Source organism: Aliiroseovarius marinus (assembly GCF_004360145.1).
GTDB lineage: Bacteria > Pseudomonadota > Alphaproteobacteria > Rhodobacterales > Rhodobacteraceae > Aliiroseovarius > Aliiroseovarius marinus.
Genome location: NZ_SAIT01000003.1, coordinates 124749 through 148790 on the forward strand (window position 1 = coordinate 124749; position 24042 = coordinate 148790).

Below are 24042 nucleotides of genomic sequence, written 5' to 3' on the forward strand. Positions count from 1 at the left end.
TCGCGGTCTCCTTAGAAAATCGAGGTTGCGCCTTCGGTCGCCGGACGGGCGGCGCGGCGGAAGGTTTCAAACAGTTCACGGCCACAGCCATCGGCGTTACCGCTCAGGTCCACCTGCACGGCGGGGCGATCGGTGGCGCCGTCTGTCAGCACCTCAAGCGTTCCGTTGGTGGCATCCAGTCGGACGATATCGCCGTCCCGAATGCGCGCGATGGGGCCGCCATCGGCGGCCTCGGGGGCCACATGAATGGCCGCGGGCACCTTGCCCGACGCGCCGGACATGCGCCCGTCGGTGACCAACGCCACTTGTTGGCCGCGTCCTTGCAGGACGGACAGGATGGGGGTCAGACCGTGCAATTCCGGCATGCCGTTGGCGCGCGGGCCTTGGAAGCGCACCACGAAGATGATGTCGCCGGTCAGCTCTCCGGCCTTAAACGCGGTTTTGACGCTTTCTTGATCATGGAAGATGCGGGCAGGGGCCTCGATCACATGGCGCTCGGGGTCCACGGCGGAAATCTTGATCACGCCTTGACCCAGGTTGCCCGAGAGCTGTGACAGGCCTCCGGTCTTCTGGAATGGATCGCTGGCGGGGCGCAGGATCTTGTCGTTCAGGCTGTCGCGCGGCGCGGGCTCCCAGTATACACGGTCGCCGTCCAGTTTCGCCTCTTGCGCATAGGCGGTCAGATCGCCTGCATTGGTGGTCGCGTCTGGGTGCAGCAGGCCTTCTTCCAGAAGGTTGCCGATCATGTAGCCCAGACCGCCGGCAGCGTGGAAATGGTTCACATCCGCCAAACCGTTGGGATAGACCCGCGCCATCAGCGGCACCAAGGCTGAGATGTCGGCGAAATCTTCCAGCGTCAGAATGATACCTGCAGCCCGCGCCATCGCGGGCAGGTGCAACACGAGGTTCGTCGAGCCGCCTGTTGCCATCAAACCCACAAGCCCGTTCACAAAGGCCTTTTCGTCGAGCACATGTCCGACGGGCGTGAACTGCTCCGTCCCATGGGCAATTTCCAGCACACGACGGGTACCCTCGGCGGTCAGCGCATCGCGCAGGGGCGTGCCGGGCGTTACAAAGGAGGCGCCGGGCAGGTGCAGCCCCATGAATTCCATCAGCATCTGGTTGGTGTTCGCGGTGCCGTAAAAGGTACAGGTGCCCGGCCCGTGATAAGCGGCCATCTCGGACGCCATCAACTCTTCCCGCGTGGCGTCGCCGGTCGCAAACCGTTTGCGGGTCTCGGCCTTTTCGTCATTCGTGATGCCCGAAGTCATTGGCCCTGCCGGCAGGAACACTGTCGGGATGTGGCCAAAGCTGGCGGCAGCAATGATCAGACCCGGCACGATCTTGTCGCAGACGCCCAGATAAAGCGCGGCATCAAAGGTGTTGTGGCTCATCGCGACGGCGGCGGCCATGGCGATCACGTCGCGGGAAAAGAGGCTCATCTCCATCCCTGTTTCGCCCTGCGTGACCCCGTCGCACATGGCAGGCACACCACCTGCAACCTGTGCAGTGGCGCCTTGTTCGCGGGCAACCTGCTTGATCAGGTCAGGGTAGGTCGCGAAGGGCGCGTGGGCGGACAGCATATCGTTATAGGCCGTAACGATCCCGATATTCGGCGCGCGTTCCGTGGCCAGTTTCGCCTGATCCACACCTGCGCTCGCGTAAGCATGCGCTTGCCCCGAACAGCTCAGATGCGCGCGGCGTGGCCCGTCTTCGACCGCGCCCGCGATCTTCTTCAGATAAGCATCGCGGCTGTCGCGCGAGCGTTCTGCGATACGGTCAGTGATAGCTGTAAGTGTCGGATGGATGGCCATGTTGTGCTTTTCCAAGTGCTTACGGTTGCGCGTTACGATAAGGATACCGTGTTCGTGCCCCAGTTAACAGAAAATGATAGCGCTAACAATAGCTGGTTTTAATATGACGGCAGAATGTTCGGGCGCGTGGGATTGGAATTTGCCTTTCCGTAGCCTCGGCCACGCGGTAGGGAGGGCGCGAAACGCACTGAACCTCGCAGGCCGCATATGACCCAAGACACTGACCGCCCGGTAATCCGCCTGAAGCCCAAGGCCAACGCACGCGCCATCCGGCACGGGGCGCCGTGGGTCTATGATAACGAGCTGGTCACGGATCGCCGCACCAAAAAGATCGAAGCAGGTAGCATTGCAACGCTGGAAGACGCGGGGCGCGAGGTGATTGGCACCGTCGCCGTCACCCCTGGCTCGCGGATTTTTGCCCGCATTCTGGATCGTGATCCGGCGGCGCAAATTGATGTCGAGTGGTTCAAGGCCAAGTTTCAAGCGGCGCTGGAGCACCGCGCGCGCCTGTTCGACGCGCCCTTCTATCGCCTGATCCATGCCGAGGCGGACGGGCTGCCGGGTGTGATCATCGACCGGTTTGGGGACACTGCTGTGGTGCAGCCCAACGCCGCATGGGCCGAGACGCATCTGGATCAGCTGACCGAGGCTCTGGTTCAGGTCACGGGTGTGACCAATGTGCTGAAGAATGCGTCTGGCCGGTCGCGCCAGTTGGAGGGGTTGGATGCGGATAACGCGGTTCTACGCGGCGCTGCCCCCGAGGCGCCGGTTCACGTGCCGATGAATGGCGCGACCTATCTGGCGGACCTGACCGGGGGGCAGAAAACGGGCCTCTTTTATGACCAGCGCCCGAACCATGCCTTTGCGGCAGGGCTGTCGAAAGATGCGCGCGTGCTGGATGTGTTCTCGCATGTGGGTGGGTTTTCACTGGCGGCATTGGCGGGTGGCGCGTCCTCGGCGGTGGCTGTTGATGGATCGGCTGCAGCTTTGGCTCTGGCTGAGGGCGGGGCCGAAGCGATGGGTGCAGCTGACCGCTTCTCGACCCGTCAGGGCGACGCGTTTGATGTGCTGACGGCTCTGAATGACGAAGGCGCGCAGTTCGACGTGGTTATCTGCGATCCGCCCGCTTTTGCACCGTCCAAGAAGGCGCTAGAGCCCGGTCTGCGCGCCTATGAACGCGTGGCGCGTTTGGCCGCGCCTTTGGTGGCGCCGGGTGGCTATCTGGGCCTCTGTTCCTGTTCACACGCGGCGACGATCGACAAGTTCCGCAATGCCTCGATCCGCGGAATCGGACGGGCAGGGCGCAACAGCCAGTTGATCCACACGGGCTTTGCCGGGGCTGATCACCCGATGCATCCGCAATTGGCTGAAAGCGGCTATCTGAAGTCGCTCTTTTTCCGGATCCTGCCGTGAAGGTTCTGATCGACGCCTGCGTCCTTTACCCAACCGTCATGCGCGAGATGGTTTTGGGCGCGGCGAAGCTGGGGCTATTCACGCCCCTCTGGTCGCCCCGCATTCTGGAAGAATGGGCGCGCGCAGCCGCGAAACTTGGCCCGGATCAGGAAGCCTTTGCACGCGGAGAGATTGCTCTGTTGAATGCTTATTGGCCCAAGGCGACGGTTCAGCCGGGCGCGGGCGTCGAGGCGCGCCTGTGGCTGCCGGATCAGAACGACATTCACGTTCTGGCCGCCGCCGTGACGGGTGGCGCAGATGTGCTTCTGACGCTGAATAACGCCGATTTCCCGCGCCATACGCTGGCCGAGGAAGGATTGCAGCGCGAAAGCCCAGACCTGTTCTTGCGGAGTTTTGTGGATAGTCACCCACAGGATATGTCCGCTCTGGCTCAACGCGTACTGTCCGAGGCGATCCGTCTCTCCGGTGACAATACCTGGACCCTGCGCAAGCTGATGAAAAAGGCGCGCCTGCCTCGCCTAGGCAAGGCGTTGGAAAGTCTGGGCTAAACCCACTTCTCTTGGTTTTTCTCGATCGCGGCGATGCGGTCGGCGGTTTTCGGGTGGCTCATCAGCCAGGCCGGCATGACGCCGCCACGCCCCTGGGTTAGCTCGTCCAGCTTGCCAAACAGGCTTTTCTGCCCCTCGGCCCCGATGCCGGATTTGATCAGCAGCGCGGTTGCATAGGCATCGGCTTCGTATTCGTCGCCGCGGCTAAGGCCTGCCGCGACCAGTCGTGTCAGGATGCGCGCGATATAGACGCCGGCACCGGGCAGGATGCGGGACAGCATCATGGTCAGCACGGTGCGCAAGGCGTTTTGGCCAGAGAAATCGATCATTCGCTTGCGGGCGTGGCCCAGCGCGACATGGCCCAGCTCATGCGCGATGACGCTGGCCAGTTCCTCGCCGGTCACGCGGCCCTTTAGGTACTCGTCATAAAAGCCCCGCGTGATGAAAATCCGGCCGTCTGGGGCCGCAAGCCCGTTCACCGGCTGGATTTCGTAAATGTGCACCGGGATGTCTGCCAGATCCAAACTGGCTGCCATCCGGTCCGTCAGTGCCTTCAGCTTCGGGTCCGCCAGCCGGGTGGATTTCGCGTCTAGCTCGCGATGGGTGCGCCAGACCGAGAACCGATAGAGGATCAGGCCATAAAGGATGGGCAGAAGAATGGGCAGCAGCTTGGTCATGCTCCCTATATGGGGGCAAAACCGTGCGCAGGGAAGGGGTTAGGGGGTGGTGTCTGCGACCCTGTCCGCGAGGTTCTTGTGACGCTCATGCGCGCGCATCATCGCTTTGATCCACACAAACGCGCCCACTGCCACCACAAGGGCGGCCAACAGGCCCGCGATATTGCCCATCAGGTCAGCAAGGATTTCGATCCGGGATGCGAACATGAAGCCCAGCCCGACATAGAGCGTGACCCAGATCGTCTCGCCCAAAATGTCCCAGACGGCGAAGCGCAGCCAGCCCAGACCGGTCGCACCCGCCGCGAAATTCACCCATGGTCCCAGCGGGGCTACCGCCCATGTGGACAGGAACACGCCAATGCCGCCGCGCCGATCGACGAACGCATGCGCCTTGGCCAGCACCGCCTTGCGGGCCGGGTTGCGCGCCAAACGCTCTAACGCAGGTGTGCCGCCGAAGCGCCCGATGGCAAAGCCCGTCTGGTCCCCGATCACCGCGCCGATGAAGGCGGCGGAGACCACATTGGTCAGCACCAGATCTCCGGTCGCGGCAAAGGCGCCGCCCGCGAGCATCATCAGAGAGGTCGGGATAGGCAGCGCAAGGCAGGACAGGAAGGCCGAGGCAAAGACCACCCACGGCCCATAGTCGGACAGAAGCGTGAAGACGAGCTCGGTCGAGATCATTGCGGCCCGCCTTCCTGCGGGGTCGCAGCGCGATGGGCCATAATGGCGGCCTCGATCCGCGCAATCAACTCGTCCAGTGGAATGCCCTGTGCTTCGGCAAGACGTTTCAGGTTGCGGCCTTTGGGGTCATCCTCTCCAAGCGCCAAAGCCTCGACCATCACAGGGCGCGGGATGTCCCATGAATGTGCCACATAGTGTGGCGTCATCCAGCCCGCGATTGGCTGGTCGATGTGGGCAGGATCATTCCAGTAGACCCAATTGCTGACCGTGCGCACGCCAAAGAAGGTTGATGCCATCAGGGCAACAACAAGGACGACCGTGGCGACAGGGGCAGCGGCCCACATGCGGCGCAGGGATGTGATCACTGGAATTCTCCTTCCTGTCAGGGTTACACGGGCGAGGTCAGACTTTCCGTCACCATCTGTGCGACATTTCGCCGGGTTTCTCCAGAGCCCTTGTCGCGTCTATGCCCACCGCAACCCAGCTTGCAAGGATCACCGACATGACCAAGGCCCGCTCCATCTGGATGTTTCGCAAAATCGCGTCCGTCGAAGGGTGGAGCTATATCGTGCTTCTGTTCATCGCCATGCCCTTGAAATACTGGGCTGGTATGACGGAAGTCGTTCCCTTGGTCGGGATGGCGCATGGCTGGTTGTTCGTCGCCTATATGGGCGCGCTGGTCTTTGCGTCGTCCTATGGCGGGCTGTCGATGACGCGAGTGAACTGGGCCATTCTGGCCAGCTTGCTGCCCTTTGGCACCTTCGTTCATGATCCGTATCTGAAGCGCGAAGAAGAGGCCGTGCGCGGAGACGCAGTTTAACGCCCCAAATCTTTCATGCCGCGCTCGATCCCGTCGATGGTCATGGGGACCATGCGGCCTTCGAAGATCTGGTTGATCATCTGAACCGACTGGGTATAGCGCCAGTGATGCTCGGGCAGGGGATTGATCCACATGTTGTCCGGCCATTGCTCGCGCGCGCGTTCCAGCCAGACTTGGCCGGTCTCGTCGTTCCAATGCTCGTTCGCGCCACCGCGATAGGCGATCTCGTAGGGCGACATGGACGCGTCCCCCACGAAAATGCATTTATAGTCCGAGCCATAGGTGCGCAGCACGTCCCATGTGGGGATCTGCTCGGTCCAGCGACGGTTGTTGTCGCGCCAGACGCCCTCATACAGGCAGTTGTGAAAGTAGTAGTATTCCAGATGCTTGAACTCGGCCCGTGCGGCGGAAAACAGCTCCTCCACCACTTTGATATGCGGGTCCATGGATCCGCCAACATCGAGGAATAACAACACCTTGACGGCATTTCTTCGTTCAGGGCGGGTCTTCACATCAAGATAGCCGTGCTCGGCTGTGGCGCGGATGGTGCCGTCCAGATCCAGCTCGTCATGCGCCCCATCACGTGCCCAGTTGCGCAGGCGTTTCAGAGCGACCTTGATGTTGCGGGTGCCAAGTTCGACCGAGTCGTCGAGGTTCTTGAATTCGCGCTTGTCCCAGACCTTCACCGCGCGCTGGTGGCGGGACCGATCCTGACCGATCCGCACGCCCTCGGGGTTATATCCATAGGCGCCAAAGGGCGAGGTGCCCGCGGTGCCGATCCACTTGTTGCCCCCTTGGTGGCGGCCTTCCTGTTCCTTCAGACGCTCTTTCAGCGTCTCCATCAGCTTGTCGAAGCCGCCCAGTGCCTCGATCTCGGCCTTTTCTTCCTCGGTCAGGAACTTCTCGGCCATCTTTTCCAGCCATTCCTGCGGGATATCGACGGCTTCCAGCATCTGCTCGGTGCTGATGGCTTCCAGCCCTTCAAAGCTGGCAGCAAAGGCGCGGTCGAACTTGTCCAGGTTCCGCTCGTCCTTCACCATCGCGGTGCGGGCGAGGTAGTAGAAGCCTTCGACGTCATAAGTGACCAGCCCCGCCTTCATTGCCTCTAGAAAAGACAGGTATTCACGCAAGGATACCGGCACATTGGCGGCACGAAGGTTTTCGAAGAAGGGCAGGAACATGGGCGTGCCTTAGGCTCGGGTGATCATGATGGCGATGAAGGTCGCGATCAGCGCCAGAACGATGCCGTAGACCGCACCATATTGCGCCATATCCAGCCGGTTCCCGCCGCTTTTCTTTGCCCGCAGCGCACCGAAGGTTGCGCCCACCACAAAAGCCACAATTACAATCATCTTCGCATCCCTGGCCTATCGTCCCCGCGTTGCGGGGGCCTGTCATCTTGCCGAACTGGGTGCGATGGCTGCGATCTCGCGAAGCCGTGCCCCCACCTGGGCGTTCGAGCCAAAGCCATACCGTGCCCAGCCCAAACTGTCGAGCCGTAGGCGCGCAGCGTCACTTGCGTTTCCTTTGCGATCAAGCGCTTCGGCCTTGATCATCATCAGCGTGGCCAAAAGCGCGGCATTTTGGGCCTGCCGGACGGCGGGAAGGTGCGTGTTGATGGTTGCGATGGCTTGGTCCAGATGGCCAGCGGACAGCGCATAAGCGGCCATTTGCACGCCGATATGTGCGGCGTGCAGATCGGTGCCGGCGCGGTCACGATAGATCGTCTCGGCGTCTTTGAAGGCCGCAAAGGCGAGCTTGCTGTCAGACTGGATGTGCAACTGACCCATCGCAAACAGGCTGAAGGCCAGCCGGTTGCCCTGCCACCCTTTCTGCCGCGCGATCGACACGGCGCGCAGGGCGGCTGCCTGACGCGCTTTGATGGGTTTGCCATGACCCAACGCATCAGAGATGGCACGCTTCCACGCTGCGGGCGTGGGGGGCGTCAAACGCGGGGTGCCTGCTCCGCCGGCTGGGTTCAGCCGTTTCAGTATCGACGGCAGGTGCTGAGCCACCTCAGCCCGTGACATGCCCGTGCGCAAGTCCGGCGCGTAGTAGGTCCGCAGGATCAGCATGTCGAACCCGGTTAGCACCGTGTGAAAGTTGTCATCGTTAAAGACGCTGTTTTCCAGCCGGTAGAGGTCGTTCACCGGGCCCAGCGCTTGCGCAATTTCCTCATGCAGGCAGTCCCGCATCTCTTGCGGGCTGACGTCAGAAGGGATGACTACAGTCATCTGTGTACGCTGCTGCATCCGTGTCCAGTCGGTGCGCGCAGAGCCGCGATGGCGCAGGTAGTCATCCCACCCCGCCACGTTGGGTGCCACGAAACAGGCGGCGTGGGGCACGTGCCGTTGCAGATTGCGTTTGGGAATCATCTCGATGGTGATCCGGCCACCCGATGAACCCGCTCCGCGACGGATGTTGATACCGGCCTCGTGCCGAAGACGGGTCAGCAGCTGGTCCAGATCGGCCTGCATGCGAGCGGGGGCGCGTCCCGCTACGGTGACCGAGATCGGGCCCTCGAACCGCGACAGGACGGGCAGGGGGCGTCCGCTTTCCAGCTGAAAGCTTAGATCCAGAAAATCGCCCATTATCAAGCTGTTGGAGCGGATAGGACGCGTACCCCGCGTCGCGGGGAAGGCCTTCATGGCAGGCAGAGTCGCGGGCAAGCTGACGCGTCGCGTCGCAACATCATCGACATGCGTGCCGCGTTGAACATGGCTGTCCGGCGCATTCTTATTCGGGCTGGGCACCGCGGCCATACAGCCCGCCAACAGAAAGACAGTAGGGATCAGGAATAAGTGGCGACAAGACCGCATGGGTAGCTCCTTACACAGCTGAGTGGCGCGCGCAGCAAGGCGGACCACCGCGTATGTGATGTGTTAGGAGCGGGCGAAGATGCCCGGCAATATGCAAGCACCCGGCCGATCTGCGGACAGATCGCCGGTTAAGTCGCGCAAGGGGCGCGCGATCCCTGTCGGGCAGGGCCCGGTTGCTCAGGGTCTCGTTCAAAGCGGTCAGGGTAGCGCCGGGCGGGGCGGTTTCATGTCCCCCGGATCCAACGCCAAACACGCCATGCTGCCTGTAATCGTCCCACCGATCACACGGCACCGCAGTGGCGCGGCTCGTCTCGCTCCGAACGGAAATGCAGGCATTGTCTCCCATAACAATACAAACACACCGTTTTCATGCCCCCCCAGGCATCAGCCAAGCATAGGGTCCAGAGGGGCGAGTCCCAAGAGAAACCCATGCGCACTGGCGATTCAGTCGAATGAAAAGCTAATTCTGTCAATATGTTGTGGGGTGGAGCTTCATCGGCACAAAGGCAATCTGTCCAAGCGGACCATGATCGCCGAATCAGCGAAAGCCGGTGCCTGTGCTATAATCGGCGTTGAGAGGATGGGAATATGACCAACGCTTACGCATATGCATGTCGCGACTGTGAGGGGATGGAGGCATGCCCGGCCAGTGTCGTTGCTGAGAGCAAAGAGGAAGTTTGGAAGCTGATGGAGCTGCACGCCCGGGTCGCGCATGATGAAGATCCGGCGGATTGGGACCAAGCCACGCGTGACTATTTGGGCACGCTGATCAAACCGGTGACGGTCTAGGGAATGCTGTCCGAAGCCTGACAGATTTCAGGCGATCTCGGATCGGGAAACCGCCTGAAAACATAGAGAATTGTATGCTGGCTTAGCGCTGACCGCGCGCCATAAAGGCCAGCCGTTCGAACAGATGCACGTCCTGTTCGTTTTTGAGCAGCGCCCCATGCAGCGTGGGCAGCGCGCTTGCGCCGTCGCGCTTCAGTTCGGCCGGGTCGATGTCCTCGGCCAGAAGCAGCTTCAGCCAGTCCAGAACCTCCGAGGTCGACGGCTTTTTCTTCAGGCCGGGCTGTTCGCGGATTTCATAGAATTGGGTCAGCGCTTCGGTCAGCAGACGCGGCTTGATGCCCGGGTGGTGCACCTCGACGATGCGCGACATGGTGTCGGCATCCGGGAAGCGGATATAGTGGAAGAAGCAGCGGCGCAGGAACGCGTCGGGCAGTTCCTTTTCGTTGTTCGAGGTGATGATGATGATCGGGCGATGCTTGGCGCGGATGGTTTCGCCAGTCTCGTAGACGTGAAACTCCATCTTATCCAGCTCTTGCAGCAGGTCGTTCGGAAACTCGATATCGGCCTTGTCGATCTCGTCGATCAGCAGAACGACACGCTCGTCGGCCTCAAATGCCTCCCACAGCTTGCCGCGTTTGATGTAGTTCTTGACGTCATGAACACGTTCGTCGCCCAACTGGCTGTCGCGCAGACGGCTGACCGCGTCATACTCATAGAGACCCTGTTGCGCTTTGGTGGTGGACTTGATGTTCCACTCGATCATGCGCGCACCAAGGGCACTTGCGACCTGCAGGGCAAGCTCGGTCTTACCGGTGCCGGGTTCGCCTTTCACCAGAAGCGGACGTTCCAAGGTCACTGCCGCGTTCACGGCGACCTTCAGGTCATCTGTGGCCACATAGCTGTCGGTTCCGTCAAAGCGATTGGTCATGCCCATTCCTTACATCCGGTGCGTACGATGTGTGACGAGGTAAACGGAGCAGCCCATTTTGGCAAGGCCAAGGCGCTTTGACGCTACGACGCCGAATTGAAATCCGTGGTTGCGCATTCCTTGGGCAAGATGCCAACAAATTGAACGCGAGATGTCATGCGCTATCAGTGGGTTAGTTGAAAGCGCCGAAATGCTTTACGGGGTTAAGTTTTTCAGGCGTGACATTCCATGTTAGCGGGTGTACATCAGCGCCAGAAGAAACCGGGCGCTTACTGGCGAAAAGGTCTCCAGGAACCGCGATCCGGTAGTAGAGGGAGTTGGTATGAAAGCCGAGACTTTCCTGTCCGACGATTATCGGCCAGCAGAAGACGAACCGTTTATGAATGACAGGCAGCTGGAGTACTTCCGGCGTAAACTTGAAGCGTGGAAGGCAGAGCTTCTGGACGAAAGCCGCCACACGATTGAAGGCCTGCAAGACAGCACGCGTAACATTCCTGACATCGCGGATCGCGCCTCGGAAGAGACGGACCGTGCGTTGGAACTGCGCACCCGCGACCGCGCACGCAAGCTTGTGTCCAAGATTGATCAGGCGCTGCGCCGGATCGACGAAGGTGAATACGGCTATTGCGAAGACACCGGCGAGCCGATCTCGCTGAAGCGTCTGGATGCACGCCCGATCGCGACGCTGAGCCTTGAGGCACAGGAACGTCACGAGCGCCGCGAAAAGGTGCACCGCGACGACTGATCCGGGGCCACGTGCACCGCGCAGGTTGGAGGACGGCGCGATTTGTCACGTACCCTAGGAAAAAGAACCATGTCACAAAGGCGGCGGGCTTACCGTCGCCTTTGTCGTTGAAGGGGGCAGAGCTTCGACAATGACGCAGATGCGCAGCAGGGACCACGTGAGCATGATCAAGGATCAGCAAATCACCATCTTAGGCGCCGGGATTGGCGGGTTGGCGGCGGCTGTTGCCTTGGCCCAGCGCGGCGCGACGGTAACGGTTCTGGAACAAGCCCCGGCCATCACCGAAGTTGGCGCCGGGTTTCAGATCAGCCCGAACGGTGTCCGGGTTCTGGACGCCTTGGGGCTGGGCGACAAGGCGCGCGCGCAGGCCGTGCGGGGGCAGGGTGTCTGGCTGCGGGATGGTGTCTCGGGGCATGGCGTTCTGGATCTGGATTTCCGCACGCTAAAGCCAGACGACACGTTCCTGCTGTACCATCGCGCAGATCTTCAAAAGCTGCTGTACGAGGCCGCGCTGGATGCGGGCGTTACGATCACATGTGGACAGCGGGTTCAGGCGGTGCAACCGGGGGCGGATGGCACCGAAGTCACGCTGGACGGCCAAGATCCCGTCAATATGGGGTTCGTGGTCGGCGCAGACGGGCTACATTCCGTGATGCGCGCGGCGTTGAATGGACCGGCCACGCCAGAGTTCACCGGGCAAGTGGCGTGGCGCGCGCTGGTGCCTGCCACAGGCCGCGAACAGTCTGAAGCCACCGTGTTCATGGGGCCGGGGCGCCACATGGTGACCTATCCGCTGCGGGAGGGCAGCGTCGTCAACATCGTCGCCGTCGAAGAGCGCGACACGTGGGCCGAAGAAGGCTGGTTTCACAAGGATGATCCGGCCAATCTGTTGGCGGCATTTTCGGGCTTTTGTGATGACGCCATGGCGCTTTTGGAACGCGTGGACGAGGCGCATATCTGGGGGCTGTTTCTACACCCCGTGGCCGAGCATTGGCATCAGGGGCAGGCGGTGCTTTTGGGTGACGCGGCCCATCCCACCTTGCCCTTCATGGCGCAAGGCGCCGTGATGGCGCTTGAGGACGCATGGGTGCTGGCCGATTGTCTGGATCGGTTCGGGGTCGCGCGTGGCCCTGCGGTTTATCAGGACAAGCGCCGTCCGCGCACGGCCAAGATCGTCGCCGAGGCGCATAAGAACGCACGCAACTATCACTATGCCAATCCGCTGGTGCGCAGCGCAGGGCACACGGCGATGCGGATGATCGGGCGGTTTGCGCCGCACGCGTTGATGCGGCGCTATGATTGGATCTATGACTTCGACGTCACCGCTTAAAGCAACGCGTCGATCTTGCCACCTGAGATGCTTTTGCCCAACAGGCTGAAATCTCCGTCTTTGAACATGCCTTGGGCCGTGTCGAAGATCACCCGATGCGTCGCGCGCGCAAGTGCTGATCCCAGAGAGATCCGCGCCACACCCGCCTTAGCAAATTCAGCGCGGCTGTGTTGGGTGAATGGGCCTGCGGCCAATGCATTCACCGGCAACTCGGTCGCCGCGCAAATCGCCGCCTGATCCTCGATCGTGCCGGGCAGGGGGATGTACAGACAATCCGCCCCTGCGTCTTCATATCCCTTCAGCCGCGCCATCGCTTCAGACAGATTATACTGTCCGTTCATCACGCCGTCCGCGCGGGCGACCAGAACGAAGTCACCGGGAAGCGCGCGGGCGGCGGCGGCGGCGGCACGGATGCGCTCAATCGCCTTGTCGCGGGCATAGGGTTTGGCGTCGGGAAGCGCCGTGTCTTCAATCGAGATACCCGCCAGTCCGGCCTCGAAGGCCAGTTTCACGGTCTCGGCGCAGGTGTCCGGATCATCGCCAAAGCCGTTTTCAAAATCGCCGGACACAGGCACGTTCACAGCCGCCACCAAATCCTGCGCATGGGCTAGCGCCTCGTCGCGGGTCACATGGCCCATATCCGGGCGACCCAGTGTGAAAGCGTGTGCGGCCGAGGATGTGGCAATGGCTTCCGCACCAAGGGCGGCCAGCATCTTGGCGCTGCCGATGTCCCATGCGTTGGCCAGAATGAACGGGTTTCCCTTTTGATGCAGGGCGCGAAAGGCGGTGCCGCGGTTGCTGTCGGTCATAGGGGTCCTCCGGTGCTCAATGTGTTCGCAAATGAAATCAGGCGCTCAACGGCGTCTAAAAAGCGGTCGTCGTCGATGGTCATGGCGATGCGGATATGGCCTGCGGCAGCGTGGCCGAAGCTTTCGCCCGGCATGACCGCGATATGCTCTTCATCCAGCAGGCGTAGGGCAAATTCTTCGCCCGACAGGCCGGTCGCACGGATGTCCGCCATCAAATACATGGCTCCGTCCGAGGGGATCAGACGTGCGGCCTCTTGCCCCGAGAACAGCGGCGTAGCCGCGTCACGGCGTCGGCGGAAGGGGGCGGCGATGTCAGCCTCGAACCCCGGTCCTTGGCGCAGGGCGAACAGGGCTGCGTCTTGAATGAACCCCGCCACGCCGTAATTGGTGTTGATGGCGAGCGTTGCCAGATGCGCAATCGCCTCGTCCGGACCGATGATCCAACCCAACCGACTGCCCGTCATCGCATGGCTTTTCGACATGGATCCGACAACCAAAGTGCGCTCGGCCATGCCGGGCAGGGTGCGGGGGGACAGGTGGGCACCGTGCCAGACCTGACTGTCATAGACCTCGTCCGAGATCAGCCACAGATCCTCGTCCCGGCAGATCTGCGCCAACCCGTGCAGCGTCTCGTCGGAATAGATCACGCCAGTCGGGTTGTTCGGCGTGTTGATCAGCAGGCTTTTCGCGCCTTTCGCGGCGCGACGTACCGCATTCAGATCCGGTTGAAACCCGTCACGAGACCGCGCAAGAACCGCCACCGCCTTGGCGCCCACAGACCGGATCGTGCCGGGATAGGTGGCGTAGTGCGGATCAATGAACAGCGCCGTGTCGCCATCGTCGCAGGCAGCCATATGAGCAGCGAACAGCGCGGCCTGTCCGCCGGGTGTGATCAGCACGTTCTGGCGCTTGGTGTCCACATGGCTCTGTTCTTCCACGCGCTTCGCTACCGCATCGCGCAACGCAGGCGTACCGGGAATGTCGGCATATCCGGTGTGACCACCAACAGCGGCCTCATACATCGCGGTCAGGATCGAGGGATCGGTGCGGATGTCATGTTCGCCGATGGTCAGCTCGGTCACGTCGACACCGGCAGCCTTCATCGCGCGGGCCTTGTAGAAGACGCCCCACCCGTCATCCCCGCCGTCCAGAATGCCCTGAATGCGCGTCGAGAGTTTCATCACAGTCTCGCCATGTTCACATTTTTTCCACCCCAGAAGTTCACGGCCAATTCCGATTGTCAAACCCCGGATTTCCCTTCGAAACGCCAGCCTCAAAGAAAACAGGGCCTTTCGGGGCAGAAATATCACCTCCCCCCTTTCCAAATGCCCCAACCCATGAGATAGGGACGTGCCAAACGAAAACTCCCAAGGAGAACGCTCATGGAGATTCGCGAGGCCCTTACCTTTGATGATGTCCTGCTGGTGCCGGCGGCCAGCAACGTGCTGCCCTCGACTGCGGATACGTCCACCCATGTGACCCGCTCGATCGCGCTGAATATCCCGCTTTTGAGCTCGGCAATGGACACGGTGACCGAAGCCCGCATGGCCATTGCAATGGCGCAGGCTGGCGGCATGGGCGTGATCCACAAGAACCTGGACGCGGAAGAACAAGCCCGGCAGGTGCGCCGCGTGAAGCGTTTCGAAAGCGGGATTGTTTACAACCCGATCACCCTGACGGCAGACCAGACGCTGGCAGACGCCAAGGCGCTGCAAGAACGTTACCGTGTCACCGGTTTCCCGGTTGTTGGCCCGGACGGTCGCGTGGTGGGTATCGTGACCAACCGCGACATGCGTTTTGCCACCTCGGATGACACGCCGGTCTCGGTCATGATGACCTCGGACAATCTGGCGATGCTGCAGGAACCCGCCGAGCTGGAAGAGGCAAAAAGCCTGATGAAGGCCCGCCGGATCGAGAAGCTGCTGGTGACGGATGGCGAGGGCAAGCTGACCGGTCTTCTGACCCTGAAAGACACCGAACAAGCCGTTCTGAACCCGACTGCCTGTAAGGACGATCTGGGCCGTCTGCGTGTTGCTGCGGCCAGCTCGGTTGGTGACAGCGGATTTGCGCGCTCGGAAATGCTGATTGATGCGGGTGTGGATATTGTGGTGGTCGATACCGCACACGGCCACTCGGAAGGCGTGATTGAGGCCGTGAAGCGCGTGAAAGCGCTGTCCAGCTCGGTTCAAGTGGTGGCAGGCAACGTGGCCACCGGAGACGCCACCCGCGCGTTGATCGACGCAGGTGCGGACGCGGTGAAAGTGGGGATCGGCCCCGGCTCGATCTGCACCACGCGGATGGTCGCCGGTGTGGGCGTCCCGCAGCTGACTGCGATTTCAGACTGTGCGAAAGCGGCGGGCGACATCCCGGTGATTGCTGACGGCGGCATTAAATTCTCGGGCGACTTCGCCAAGGCAATTGCAGCGGGCGCAAGCTGTGCCATGGTTGGCTCGATGATCGCGGGCACCGATGAAAGCCCGGGCGAGGTGATCCTGTATCAGGGCCGTTCGTTCAAAGCCTATCGCGGCATGGGGTCGCTTGGTGCGATGGCCCGTGGCTCAGCGGATCGCTATTTCCAGAAGGATGCAGCGTCCGACAAGCTGGTCCCGGAAGGCATCGAAGGTCAGGTGCCCTATAAAGGTCCCGCTGGCACCGTCATTCACCAGTTGGTGGGCGGTCTGCGGGCTGCCATGGGCTATACCGGCAACGCCACCGTGGACGAGATGCGCAAGAACTGCCAGTTCGTGAAAATCACCGGTGCGGGTCTGAAGGAAAGCCATGTGCATGACGTTCAGATCACCCGTGAAAGCCCGAACTATCGGATCGGCTAAGCCAGTGACGGAGACCCTGCAATGACGCCCGGAGCCCGCGTGGCCGCCGCGATCGAGGTGCTCGATAGCTATTTGTCCGGCACACCGGTCGAGCAAGCCCTGACCGGCTGGGCGCGCAGCCGTCGTTTTGCAGGCTCGAAAGACCGAGCCGCCATTCGCGATCACGTGTTTGATGCTGTGCGCCGCTTGGCGTCCTCGCAGGCGCTTGGCGGCGGTGTGGACGGGCGTGCGGTGATGATTGGGCTTTTGCGCGGGCAGGGGGGTGATCCGGCCGAACTGTTCACTGGGGAAGGCCACGCGCCTGCAGTGTTGAGTGACACCGAAATGGCTGTCGAAGCTCAGATGACCCGCGCGCAGGCGCTTGACTGTCCGGACTGGCTGTTGCCGGAGTTCGATCGCAGCCTTGGCGCGGATGCCGACGCGCTATTGAGTAGTCTTCGCAACCGCGCGCCTGTGTTCGTACGCGCCAATCGGGCGAAATGCGATCGGGAGAGAGCCGCGGCGATCTTGGCCGAGGATGGGATCGACACGCAGCCGTCTTCGCTGGCGTCCACGGCGCTGGAAGTTGTCACAAACCCGCGCAAAATCAAAACCTCACGCGCCTTTCTGGACGGCTATGTCGAGCTTCAGGATGCGGCGTCCCAAGCCGTGATCGAGGCGCTGAACATCCAGCCCGGCATGCGGGTTCTGGACTATTGCGCAGGTGGTGGCGGCAAGGCACTGGCCATGGCCGCTCTAGGCGCAGATGTCACCGCCCATGATTTGTCGTGGGAGCGGATGAAAGACATCCCAGCTCGGGCCGAACGCGCCGGTGTCACGATCAAACGTGTCCGGCACAGTGACCTAAAGGGGCTTGGGGGCTTCGATCTGGTGCTGGCAGACGCCCCATGTTCCGGCAGCGGATCGTGGCGCCGTGCCCCGCATGGGAAGTGGCTTTTGACGCCTGAGAAACTGGCCACGATCCAGTCCGCCCAGCGCGACATCCTGCGCGCGATGTCATCCTATCTGACACAAGGCGGGAGCATGGCTTATGCGACCTGCTCGGTCCTGAAAAGCGAAAATCAGGATCAGGTGCAGGCGTTTCTAAGTGATTGTGATGGCTACCAGATCACAGCCGAGCGCCAATTCACACCGCTGGATGGCGGCGATGGATTTTACGTGTCACAACTTATGCACAATTCCGGCAAATAAAAAACAATCATAGGTAGTCTACCTTCCTTCATTAATCGGACATTAACCCTCTTCTTTCAGAAAAGAGGGGATTTCTGAGAAGGAACCATCGTGCACTCACTTGCCTTCACGTCGCACCCCCTTGCTCTTGTTGCGTTGCGCCTTGCGCCTAGAACATTGCTGTTGATGGTGATCGGCGCCGCGTTTTTGGGGGCAGCTTGGATGGCAGCGTCGCCTCAGGTCGAACTAGGGCTGACTCTGACCGGTTTGGCTTTCGTAAGTTTGGCCATGCTCATCGGTGGTCTTTATCTGTTTCAAAAATGGCGGCGCGGGCGGCTGGCATCCACTTTGTCGGGCCTGTTTGAAAATGACACCACCGCGGCCTTTCTGACGGATGGTGATGGCGCGGTCATCTATCGCAACGCCGCAGCACGCGATCTGTTCGAGGGCGCATCCGACAACGCGCTGTCGATGCAACTGGCGGATTACTATGCGGCTCCGGCCTCGGTTCTTTATGGATTGCAGGGCCGCGCGCAGGCTTTGGGGCACGCAACGGAAGAGGTCAACACCGCGCGCGGGCGCATACGCGTTCAGATCCACCTTGTCGAAGAGAATGGGTTCCTCTGGCAGTTAGAGCAGTATTCATTGCGGGATACAGGTGTGCGTGGCGGCGAGCATATTGGACTGCCGATGATGACCGCATCGAAAACCGGAACCATCCTGTTCATGAACGATGCCGCACGCAATCTGCTGGGTGGGCGCGAAACCACGTTGGACCGGATCTTCACTGAGTTCCCCATACAGCCGGGTACGATTATGCAAGTGTCTGGTCGCGGCGGACCGGTACCTGCCTTGGTCTGCGAACTGCCGACCTCGGCTGGACGGCGTGAAATCTATCTGTTGCCGCCAAGCTCGGCGCCCGAGCTGTCGGCAGATGAGTGGGCCTTTATCGACGGGCTTCCGGTTCCACTGTTGAAGCTCGACATCGGTGGGCGCATCACCATGGCCAACCGCCGTGCTCGCGATCTTCTGGGGGACAGTGATGCGATTGGATCCCTGATGGCGGATCAGGTTGAGGGGCTGGGCCGCCCCGTGTCCGAATGGCTGCGCGAGGCCCATGCTGGTCGGCATCTTGGCCGATCCGAGATTGTCCGCGCGACTCGCACGGATGAAGACGTCTTTATCCAGATTTCTCTGGCGCAGATCAGCGAAGAAAACAGCACAGCCCTTGTGGCGGTGCTGCAGGATGCGACCGAGCTGAAGTCGCTGGAAGCCCAGTTCGTGCAAAGCCAGAAGATGGAGGCGATCGGCCAGCTGGCTGGCGGTGTTGCCCATGATTTCAATAACTTGCTGACCGCGATCTCTGGACATTGCGATCTTTTGATGATGGGACGGGATGAACAGGACCCGGCCTATTCCGATCTGTCTCAGATCATTCAGAACGCCAACCGCGCCGCCGCGCTGGTGAGGCAACTTCTGGCATTCTCGCGCAAGCAGACCTTGCGGCCCGAAAAGCTTCTGCTGACAGACTCGCTTGCGGATCTGACCCATCTTCTGAACCGTCTGGTGGGCGAAAAGATCTCGCTCCAACTGGATCATGATGCCGAGCTTATGCCCATTCGTGCAGACCGGCGGCAGCTGGATCAGGTGATCATGAACCTCGTGGTGAACGCACGCGATGCAATGCAGGACGGCGGCACGATCCGCGTCGAAACGCGCAATGTGTTCTTGGAAGCAGCCCTGCAACGCGATCGCGCCAGTGTACCGCCCGGCGACTACGTTGCCATCCGTGTAATTGACGAGGGCACGGGGATTCCGGCAGACAAAATGGGCAAAATTTTCGAGCCGTTTTTTACCACCAAGAAAGCGGGCAAGGGTACCGGGCTTGGTCTGTCGATGGCCTATGGCATCGTCAAGCAGATGGGCGGATACATCTTCGTCGACTCGCTGCCGGGGCAGGGCACGACGTTCACGCTGTACTTCCCGGTGAGCCGGGAAATCGACCTGCCGGAAGACGAGCCAGACGCGGAGGCGGCGGATCAGCCTCCTATGTTGGATGCGCCGCTGCCTGAGCTTGATATCGTCCTCGACAGCTCTGCAGTGACCCATCAGCCAGCGCAATCGGACGACGAAGCCGGAGGTGTTGTCCTGCTGGTCGAGGATGAAGCCCCGGTCCGGGCCTTTGCGTCGCGTGCGCTTCGTATGCGTGGGTTTACCGTACTTGAGGCTGACTGCGCCGAGCAAGCCTTGCAGGTGCTTGAGGACACTGCGCTCAATGTAGATGTGTTTGTCACGGATGTAATTATGCCCGGAATGGACGGCCCGACTTGGGTGGCGCAGGCGCTTGAAGATCGCCCCGGGGTGCGGGTGGTCTTCATGTCTGGATATGCCGAGGATTCGGTGGCCGACCATCAGGCCCGCATTCCAAACTCGGTCTTTCTGCCAAAGCCGTTCTCTTTGACGGATTTGACTGCCACCGTAAATGATCAGATCCATTGAGAGCCCCTGAGGAACACATCATCTGCGTGTGGTATGCGTCTTATCCTGTTGAATAGAAAAATAAATATTAACAAATGATGCCCCTGTGAAGAAATCTATCTGGCGTTAAGAACTTGGTTACTCTTCGATCGTAGGCTCACGAATAGGAAAACTTTACTTGAATTGTTCCTTTTTTGTACTCATACAGAAAAAGAGAACAAGACAGGAACAATCCTGTGATTGCCGCATGCAGGCGGGTGTGGAATAAGTGAGGGCAAGAGATGGCAACAGCGGATATTTTTCAGATGAAGAAAGACAGCGACAAGCAAAAAGCGCTCGATAGCGCGCTGGCTCAGATCGAACGTCAGTTCGGCAAGGGCTCGATCATGAAACTTGGCGCGGACAATCCGGTGGCCGAGATTGAAAGCACCTCGACCGGGTCGCTGGGGCTGGACATTGCACTGGGGATTGGCGGTCTGCCAAAGGGCCGGATCGTGGAAATCTATGGCCCGGAAAGCTCGGGCAAGACGACGCTGACGCTGCATTGTGTTGCCGAAGAGCAGAAAAAGGGTGGCGTGTGTGCGTTTGTGGATGCGGAACACGCGCTGGATCCGCTTTACGCCAAGAAACTGGGCGTTGATCTGGACGAGCTGCTGATTTCGCAGCCGGACACCGGTGAACAGGCGCTGGAAATCGTGGACACGCTGGTGCGTTCGGGCGCGGTGAACATGGTTGTGGTCGACTCGGTTGCCGCCTTGACGCCGAAATCCGAGCTGGAAGGCGATATGGGCGACAGCAATGTTGGTGTTCAGGCCCGTTTGATGAGCCAAGCCATGCGTAAACTGACCTCGTCGATTGCGCGCTCGAACTGCATGGTGATCTTCATCAACCAGATCCGTATGAAAATTGGCGTGATGTTCGGCAGCCCCGAAACCACCACCGGCGGCAACGCGCTGAAATTCTACAGCTCGGTTCGTCTGGACATCCGCCGCATTGGTGCGATCAAGGACCGTGACGAAGTGGTCGGCAACGCCACCCGCGTGAAGGTCGTGAAGAACAAGGTGGCGCCCCCGTTCAAACAGGTTGAATTCGACATCATGTATGGCGAAGGCATCTCGAAAATGGGTGAACTTCTGGACCTTGGCGTAAAGGCCGGCGTGGTCGAGAAATCCGGCGCCTGGTTCAGCTATGGGGATGAACGGATCGGGCAGGGGCGTGAGAACGCCAAGAATTACCTGCGTGAACACAAACGCACCGCGCTTGAGATCGAAGACAAGATCCGCGCAGCCCATGGTCTGGATTTCGACATGCCCGAACATGAAAAGGGCGAGGATGATGACGGGCTGCTTGAGGCCTAATTCCCCCCGATAATTTGATCAAAGGACTGGCCCCGGCCGGTCCTTTTTTCTTTGTGCTTACTGAAGATGCGACACGCAGTGGACAGCACGCGCGCGCAAGGGTAAACGAAACCGACAGCGCATAAGAGACGAGACAAAATGGCCAGCCTCAACGATATCCGTTCGACTTTTCTGAACTATTTTGAACGCGAAGGGCACACGATCGTGGACAGCTCTCCGCTGGTGCCGCGTAATGACCCGACGCTGATGTTCGTGAACTCGGGCATGGTGCAGTTCAAGAACCTCTTCACCGGAGTGGAAAAACGCGACTATGTTCGTGCGACGACGGCGCAGAAATGTGTGCGCGCGGGCGGCAAGCACAACGATCTGGACAATGTGGGCTACACGGCGCGTCACCACACGTTCTTCGAGATGCTGGGGAACTTCAGCTTTGGGGATTACTTCAAGAAAGAGGCCATTCCCTTTGCTTGGAACCTGATCACCAAGGAATTTGGCATTCCGAAGGAACGTCTTTACGTCACCGTGTATCACACGGATGACGAAGCGTTTGATATCTGGAAAAGCCTCGGCGTGCCCGAGGATCGGATCATCCGCATCGCAACCTCGGACAATTTCTGGCAGATGGGGCCGACCGGGCCCTGTGGTCCCTGCACCGAGATCTTCTATGATCACGGCGAACACATCTGGGGTGGCCCTCCCGGTTCGCCCGAGGAAGACGGCGACCGTTTCATCGAGATCTGGAACATCGTGTTCATGCAGAACGAGCAGTTCGAAGACGGCTCAATGATTGATCTGGACATGCAGTCGATCGACACGGGCATGGGGCTGGAACGTATTGGCGCACTGCTTCAAGGCAGCCATGACAACTATGACACCGATCTGTTCAAGGCACTGATCGAGGCGTCCGCCCATGCGACCGGCGTTGATCCCTTTGGTGACAAGAACGTGCATCACCGCGTGATCGCGGACCACCTGCGGTCGACCTCGTTCCTGATTGCGGATGGCGTGATGCCGTCAAACGAAGGCCGTGGCTATGTGCTGCGTCGCATCATGCGCCGCGCTATGCGCCACGCGCATCTGCTAGGCGCAAAAGACCCGGTCATGCACCGTCTGGTGCCGGAACTGGTGGCCCAGATGGGGCAGGCCTATCCGGAACTCAGCCGCGGTCAGATGATGATCGAAGAGACGCTTTTGAACGAAGAAACCCGCTTCAAGAAGACGCTGGATCGTGGTCTGAAGCTGCTGGACGACGAAGTGTCGGGTCTGGCCGAGGGTGCAGACCTGCCGGGTGAAACCGCGTTCAAACTCTATGACACCTACGGATTCCCGTTGGACCTGACGCAGGATGCGCTGCGCGAAAAAGGTCTGGGCGTGGATCAGCCGGGCTTTGACGCCGCGATGGAAGAGCAGAAGGCGCGCGCGCGCGCCGCTTGGTCTGGTTCGGGCGAAGCCGCGGATGCAACCATCTGGTTCGATCTGGCCGAACAGAACGGCGTCACCGAGTTCCTTGGCTACGACACCGAACATGCCGAGGGTCAGGTTCTGGCGCTGGTCCAGGATGGCGCGATTGTTGACAGCGTAAAGGCTGGTGACGAGGTGCAAATCGTGGTGAACCAGACGCCCTTCTACGCCGAAAGCGGTGGTCAGGTGGGCGACACCGGCCTGATCCGCACCGAAAGCGGCTCGGCCCATGTGACCGACACCAAGAAAGTCGCGGATGTGTTCATCCACGTGGCCAAGATCGACGAGGGTGAGATCAGCAAAGGGCAGGGCGCAGAACTGGCCGTGGATCACCTGCGCCGCACCGCCATTCGCGCCAACCACTCGGCCACGCACCTGCTGCACGAGGCGCTGCGCAACGAGCTGGGCGAGCATGTCGCACAGCGCGGGTCGCTGAATGCCGACGACCGTCTGCGCTTTGACTTCAGCCACAACAAGGCCGTCACCCCGCAGGAACTGGGCAACATTGCCCGCGAGGTGAACACCTATATTCGCCAAAACACGCCGGTTGAGACCCGGATCATGACGCCGGACGACGCGCGTGACATGGGCGCGCAGGCGCTCTTTGGCGAGAAGTATGGCGACGAGGTGCGCGTGGTCTCGATGGGCCATGCGGCAACCGGCAAGGGCACGACAGGCGAGACCTATTCGATCGAGCTTTGCGGCGGTACTCACGTCAAACAGACCGGTGACATCGGCATCTGCGTGATCCTGTCGGAAGGTGCGTCTGCGGCGGGCATTCGCCGGATCGAGGCGCTGACCGGCAAAGCCGCTGTGGCGCATATCGAAGCGGAAGCGGCGCGTGGGGCTGAACTGCAGGGCATGTTGAAAGCCAAGCCCGAGCAAGTCGTCGACCGCGTGAAAGGCCTGATGGACGAACGCAAAGCATTGCAGGCCGAGATTTCAAACCTGAAGCGCGAGCTGGCCAAGGCGGCTGGCGCAGGTGCGGAAGCGAAAGAGATCAACGGCGTGAAATTCCTGGCCATGTCGATTTCCGGCGTGGGCGGCAAAGACCTGCAAGCCCTTGTGAATGAACAGAAAGATGCGCTGGGATCCGGCGCTGTTCTGATCATCTCGGACAATGACGGTAAGGTGGCTGTGGCCGCTGGCGTGACCTCGGATCTGACTGACAATCTGTCGGCGGTGGATCTGGTGAAGGCCGCTGTTCCCGAACTGGGCGGCAAGGGCGGCGGTGGCCGTCCCGAGCTGGCGCAGGGCGGTGGTGCGGACGCATCGAAAGCAGCGGAAGCGATTGCCGCAGCCGAGGCGGCTATCGCAGGCTAAACCACCCTTTTCAAACACAAAAAGGCCGCGTATCGTTCCCCCGATACG

Annotated in this window: 21 protein-coding genes; 11 read left to right on the plus strand and 10 right to left on the minus strand. The window is 60.7% G+C overall.

Annotation, left to right across the window (positions count from 1 at the left end):
- Nucleotides 1–11: 11 nt before the first annotated feature.
- Nucleotides 12–1814 (minus strand): phosphogluconate dehydratase, encoded by a 1803-nt coding sequence (gene edd, locus EOL43_RS10320; protein WP_133488228.1) that lies wholly within the window; start codon nucleotides 1812–1814, stop codon nucleotides 12–14.
- A 207-nt stretch (nucleotides 1815–2021) separates the two neighbouring features.
- On the opposite strand from edd, the gene EOL43_RS10325 reads away from it, so the two are divergent.
- Nucleotides 2022–3227 (plus strand): RSP_2647 family RNA methyltransferase, encoded by a 1206-nt coding sequence (locus tag EOL43_RS10325; protein ID WP_133488230.1) that lies wholly within the window; start codon nucleotides 2022–2024, stop codon nucleotides 3225–3227.
- A complete protein-coding gene (locus EOL43_RS10330; RefSeq protein WP_133488231.1) occupies nucleotides 3224–3775 on the plus strand; it encodes an RSP_2648 family PIN domain-containing protein in 552 nt (183 codons plus the stop codon). The genes EOL43_RS10325 and EOL43_RS10330 overlap by 4 nt, the downstream gene beginning before the upstream one ends.
- Here the strand turns inward: EOL43_RS10330 and EOL43_RS10335 are convergent.
- From EOL43_RS10335 to EOL43_RS10345, 3 genes are read right to left on the minus strand one after another with little or no spacing between them, the layout of a single operon-like run.
- Nucleotides 3772–4452: a M48 family metallopeptidase gene (locus EOL43_RS10335; protein WP_133488232.1), complete on the minus strand. Its 681-nt coding sequence runs from the start codon at nucleotides 4450–4452 to the stop codon at nucleotides 3772–3774. The genes EOL43_RS10330 and EOL43_RS10335 overlap by 4 nt on opposite strands.
- Before the next feature lie 39 nt (nucleotides 4453–4491).
- Complete coding sequence (locus EOL43_RS10340) at nucleotides 4492–5133, minus strand: DedA family protein (RefSeq protein ID WP_133488233.1); 642 nt, start codon at nucleotides 5131–5133, stop codon at nucleotides 4492–4494.
- Entirely contained in the window at nucleotides 5130–5498 is a 369-nt protein-coding gene (locus EOL43_RS10345) for a hypothetical protein (protein WP_133488235.1), read from the minus strand. The genes EOL43_RS10340 and EOL43_RS10345 overlap by 4 nt, the downstream gene beginning before the upstream one ends.
- Nucleotides 5499–5635: 137 nt before the next feature.
- Here EOL43_RS10345 and EOL43_RS10350 point away from each other — a divergent pair, with 137 nt between their 5' ends.
- Nucleotides 5636–5953: a DUF3817 domain-containing protein gene (locus EOL43_RS10350; protein ID WP_133488237.1), complete on the plus strand. Its 318-nt coding sequence runs from the start codon at nucleotides 5636–5638 to the stop codon at nucleotides 5951–5953.
- Here the strand turns inward: EOL43_RS10350 and EOL43_RS10355 are convergent.
- The 3 genes from EOL43_RS10355 to EOL43_RS10360 are packed head-to-tail and all read right to left on the minus strand — an operon-like array spanning nucleotide 5950 to nucleotide 8772.
- Nucleotides 5950–7134 (minus strand): vWA domain-containing protein, encoded by a 1185-nt coding sequence (locus tag EOL43_RS10355; RefSeq protein ID WP_133488238.1) that lies wholly within the window; start codon nucleotides 7132–7134, stop codon nucleotides 5950–5952. The two genes, EOL43_RS10350 and EOL43_RS10355, sit on opposite strands and share 4 nt — an antisense overlap.
- 9 nt (nucleotides 7135–7143) lie before the next feature.
- Entirely contained in the window at nucleotides 7144–7305 is a 162-nt protein-coding gene (locus EOL43_RS15360) for a hypothetical protein (RefSeq protein WP_166636234.1), read from the minus strand.
- A gap of 42 nt (nucleotides 7306–7347) precedes the next feature.
- The gene (locus EOL43_RS10360) at nucleotides 7348–8772 is read right to left on the minus strand and encodes a DUF2927 domain-containing protein (RefSeq protein ID WP_240686526.1); all 1425 of its coding nucleotides are present in this window, start codon (nucleotides 8770–8772) and stop codon (nucleotides 7348–7350) included.
- Nucleotides 8773–9360: 588 nt separating this feature from the next.
- On the opposite strand from EOL43_RS10360, the gene EOL43_RS10365 reads away from it, so the two are divergent.
- Complete coding sequence (locus tag EOL43_RS10365) at nucleotides 9361–9561, plus strand: DUF1059 domain-containing protein (RefSeq protein ID WP_133488240.1); 201 nt, start codon at nucleotides 9361–9363, stop codon at nucleotides 9559–9561.
- Nucleotides 9562–9643: 82 nt separating this feature from the next.
- On the opposite strand, the gene EOL43_RS10370 is transcribed toward EOL43_RS10365, so the two are convergent.
- Nucleotides 9644–10489 carry an AAA family ATPase gene (locus EOL43_RS10370; RefSeq protein WP_133488242.1) on the minus strand — a complete coding sequence of 282 codons (846 nt, stop codon included), beginning with the start codon at nucleotides 10487–10489 and terminating at the stop codon, nucleotides 9644–9646.
- A gap of 322 nt (nucleotides 10490–10811) precedes the next feature.
- Between EOL43_RS10370 and dksA the strand changes: the two genes are divergently transcribed.
- Both dksA and EOL43_RS10380 read left to right on the plus strand, forming a co-directional pair.
- Nucleotides 10812–11234 carry an RNA polymerase-binding protein DksA gene (gene dksA, locus EOL43_RS10375; RefSeq protein WP_133488244.1) on the plus strand — a complete coding sequence of 141 codons (423 nt, stop codon included), beginning with the start codon at nucleotides 10812–10814 and terminating at the stop codon, nucleotides 11232–11234.
- A 163-nt stretch (nucleotides 11235–11397) separates the two neighbouring features.
- Entirely contained in the window at nucleotides 11398–12564 is a 1167-nt protein-coding gene (locus EOL43_RS10380) for an FAD-dependent monooxygenase (protein ID WP_133488246.1), read from the plus strand.
- Here the strand turns inward: EOL43_RS10380 and EOL43_RS10385 are convergent.
- Both EOL43_RS10385 and EOL43_RS10390 read right to left on the minus strand, forming a co-directional pair.
- On the minus strand, nucleotides 12561–13373 hold the full coding sequence (locus EOL43_RS10385; RefSeq protein WP_133488248.1) for an isocitrate lyase/PEP mutase family protein: 813 nt from the start codon (nucleotides 13371–13373) through the stop codon (nucleotides 12561–12563). The two genes, EOL43_RS10380 and EOL43_RS10385, sit on opposite strands and share 4 nt — an antisense overlap.
- Nucleotides 13370–14554 (minus strand): pyridoxal phosphate-dependent aminotransferase, encoded by a 1185-nt coding sequence (locus EOL43_RS10390; protein ID WP_133488250.1) that lies wholly within the window; start codon nucleotides 14552–14554, stop codon nucleotides 13370–13372. The genes EOL43_RS10385 and EOL43_RS10390 overlap by 4 nt, the downstream gene beginning before the upstream one ends.
- 201 nt (nucleotides 14555–14755) lie before the next feature.
- Here EOL43_RS10390 and guaB point away from each other — a divergent pair, with 201 nt between their 5' ends.
- From guaB to alaS, 5 genes are all read left to right on the plus strand, one after another.
- The gene (gene guaB / locus EOL43_RS10395) at nucleotides 14756–16204 is read left to right on the plus strand and encodes an IMP dehydrogenase (protein ID WP_133488252.1); all 1449 of its coding nucleotides are present in this window, start codon (nucleotides 14756–14758) and stop codon (nucleotides 16202–16204) included.
- Between the two features lie 21 nt (nucleotides 16205–16225).
- Nucleotides 16226–17395, plus strand: coding sequence for an RsmB/NOP family class I SAM-dependent RNA methyltransferase (locus EOL43_RS10400; RefSeq protein ID WP_133488254.1), 1170 nt, complete (start codon nucleotides 16226–16228; stop codon nucleotides 17393–17395).
- A 201-nt stretch (nucleotides 17396–17596) separates the two neighbouring features.
- The gene (locus EOL43_RS10405) at nucleotides 17597–19873 is read left to right on the plus strand and encodes an ATP-binding protein (RefSeq protein WP_240686527.1); all 2277 of its coding nucleotides are present in this window, start codon (nucleotides 17597–17599) and stop codon (nucleotides 19871–19873) included.
- 260 nt (nucleotides 19874–20133) lie between these two features.
- The gene (recA, locus tag EOL43_RS10410; RefSeq protein WP_133488258.1) at nucleotides 20134–21210 is read left to right on the plus strand and encodes a recombinase RecA; all 1077 of its coding nucleotides are present in this window, start codon (nucleotides 20134–20136) and stop codon (nucleotides 21208–21210) included.
- A gap of 138 nt (nucleotides 21211–21348) precedes the next feature.
- Nucleotides 21349–23994: an alanine--tRNA ligase gene (gene alaS / locus EOL43_RS10415; RefSeq protein WP_133488261.1), complete on the plus strand. Its 2646-nt coding sequence runs from the start codon at nucleotides 21349–21351 to the stop codon at nucleotides 23992–23994.
- Nucleotides 23995–24042: the final 48 nt, after the last annotated feature.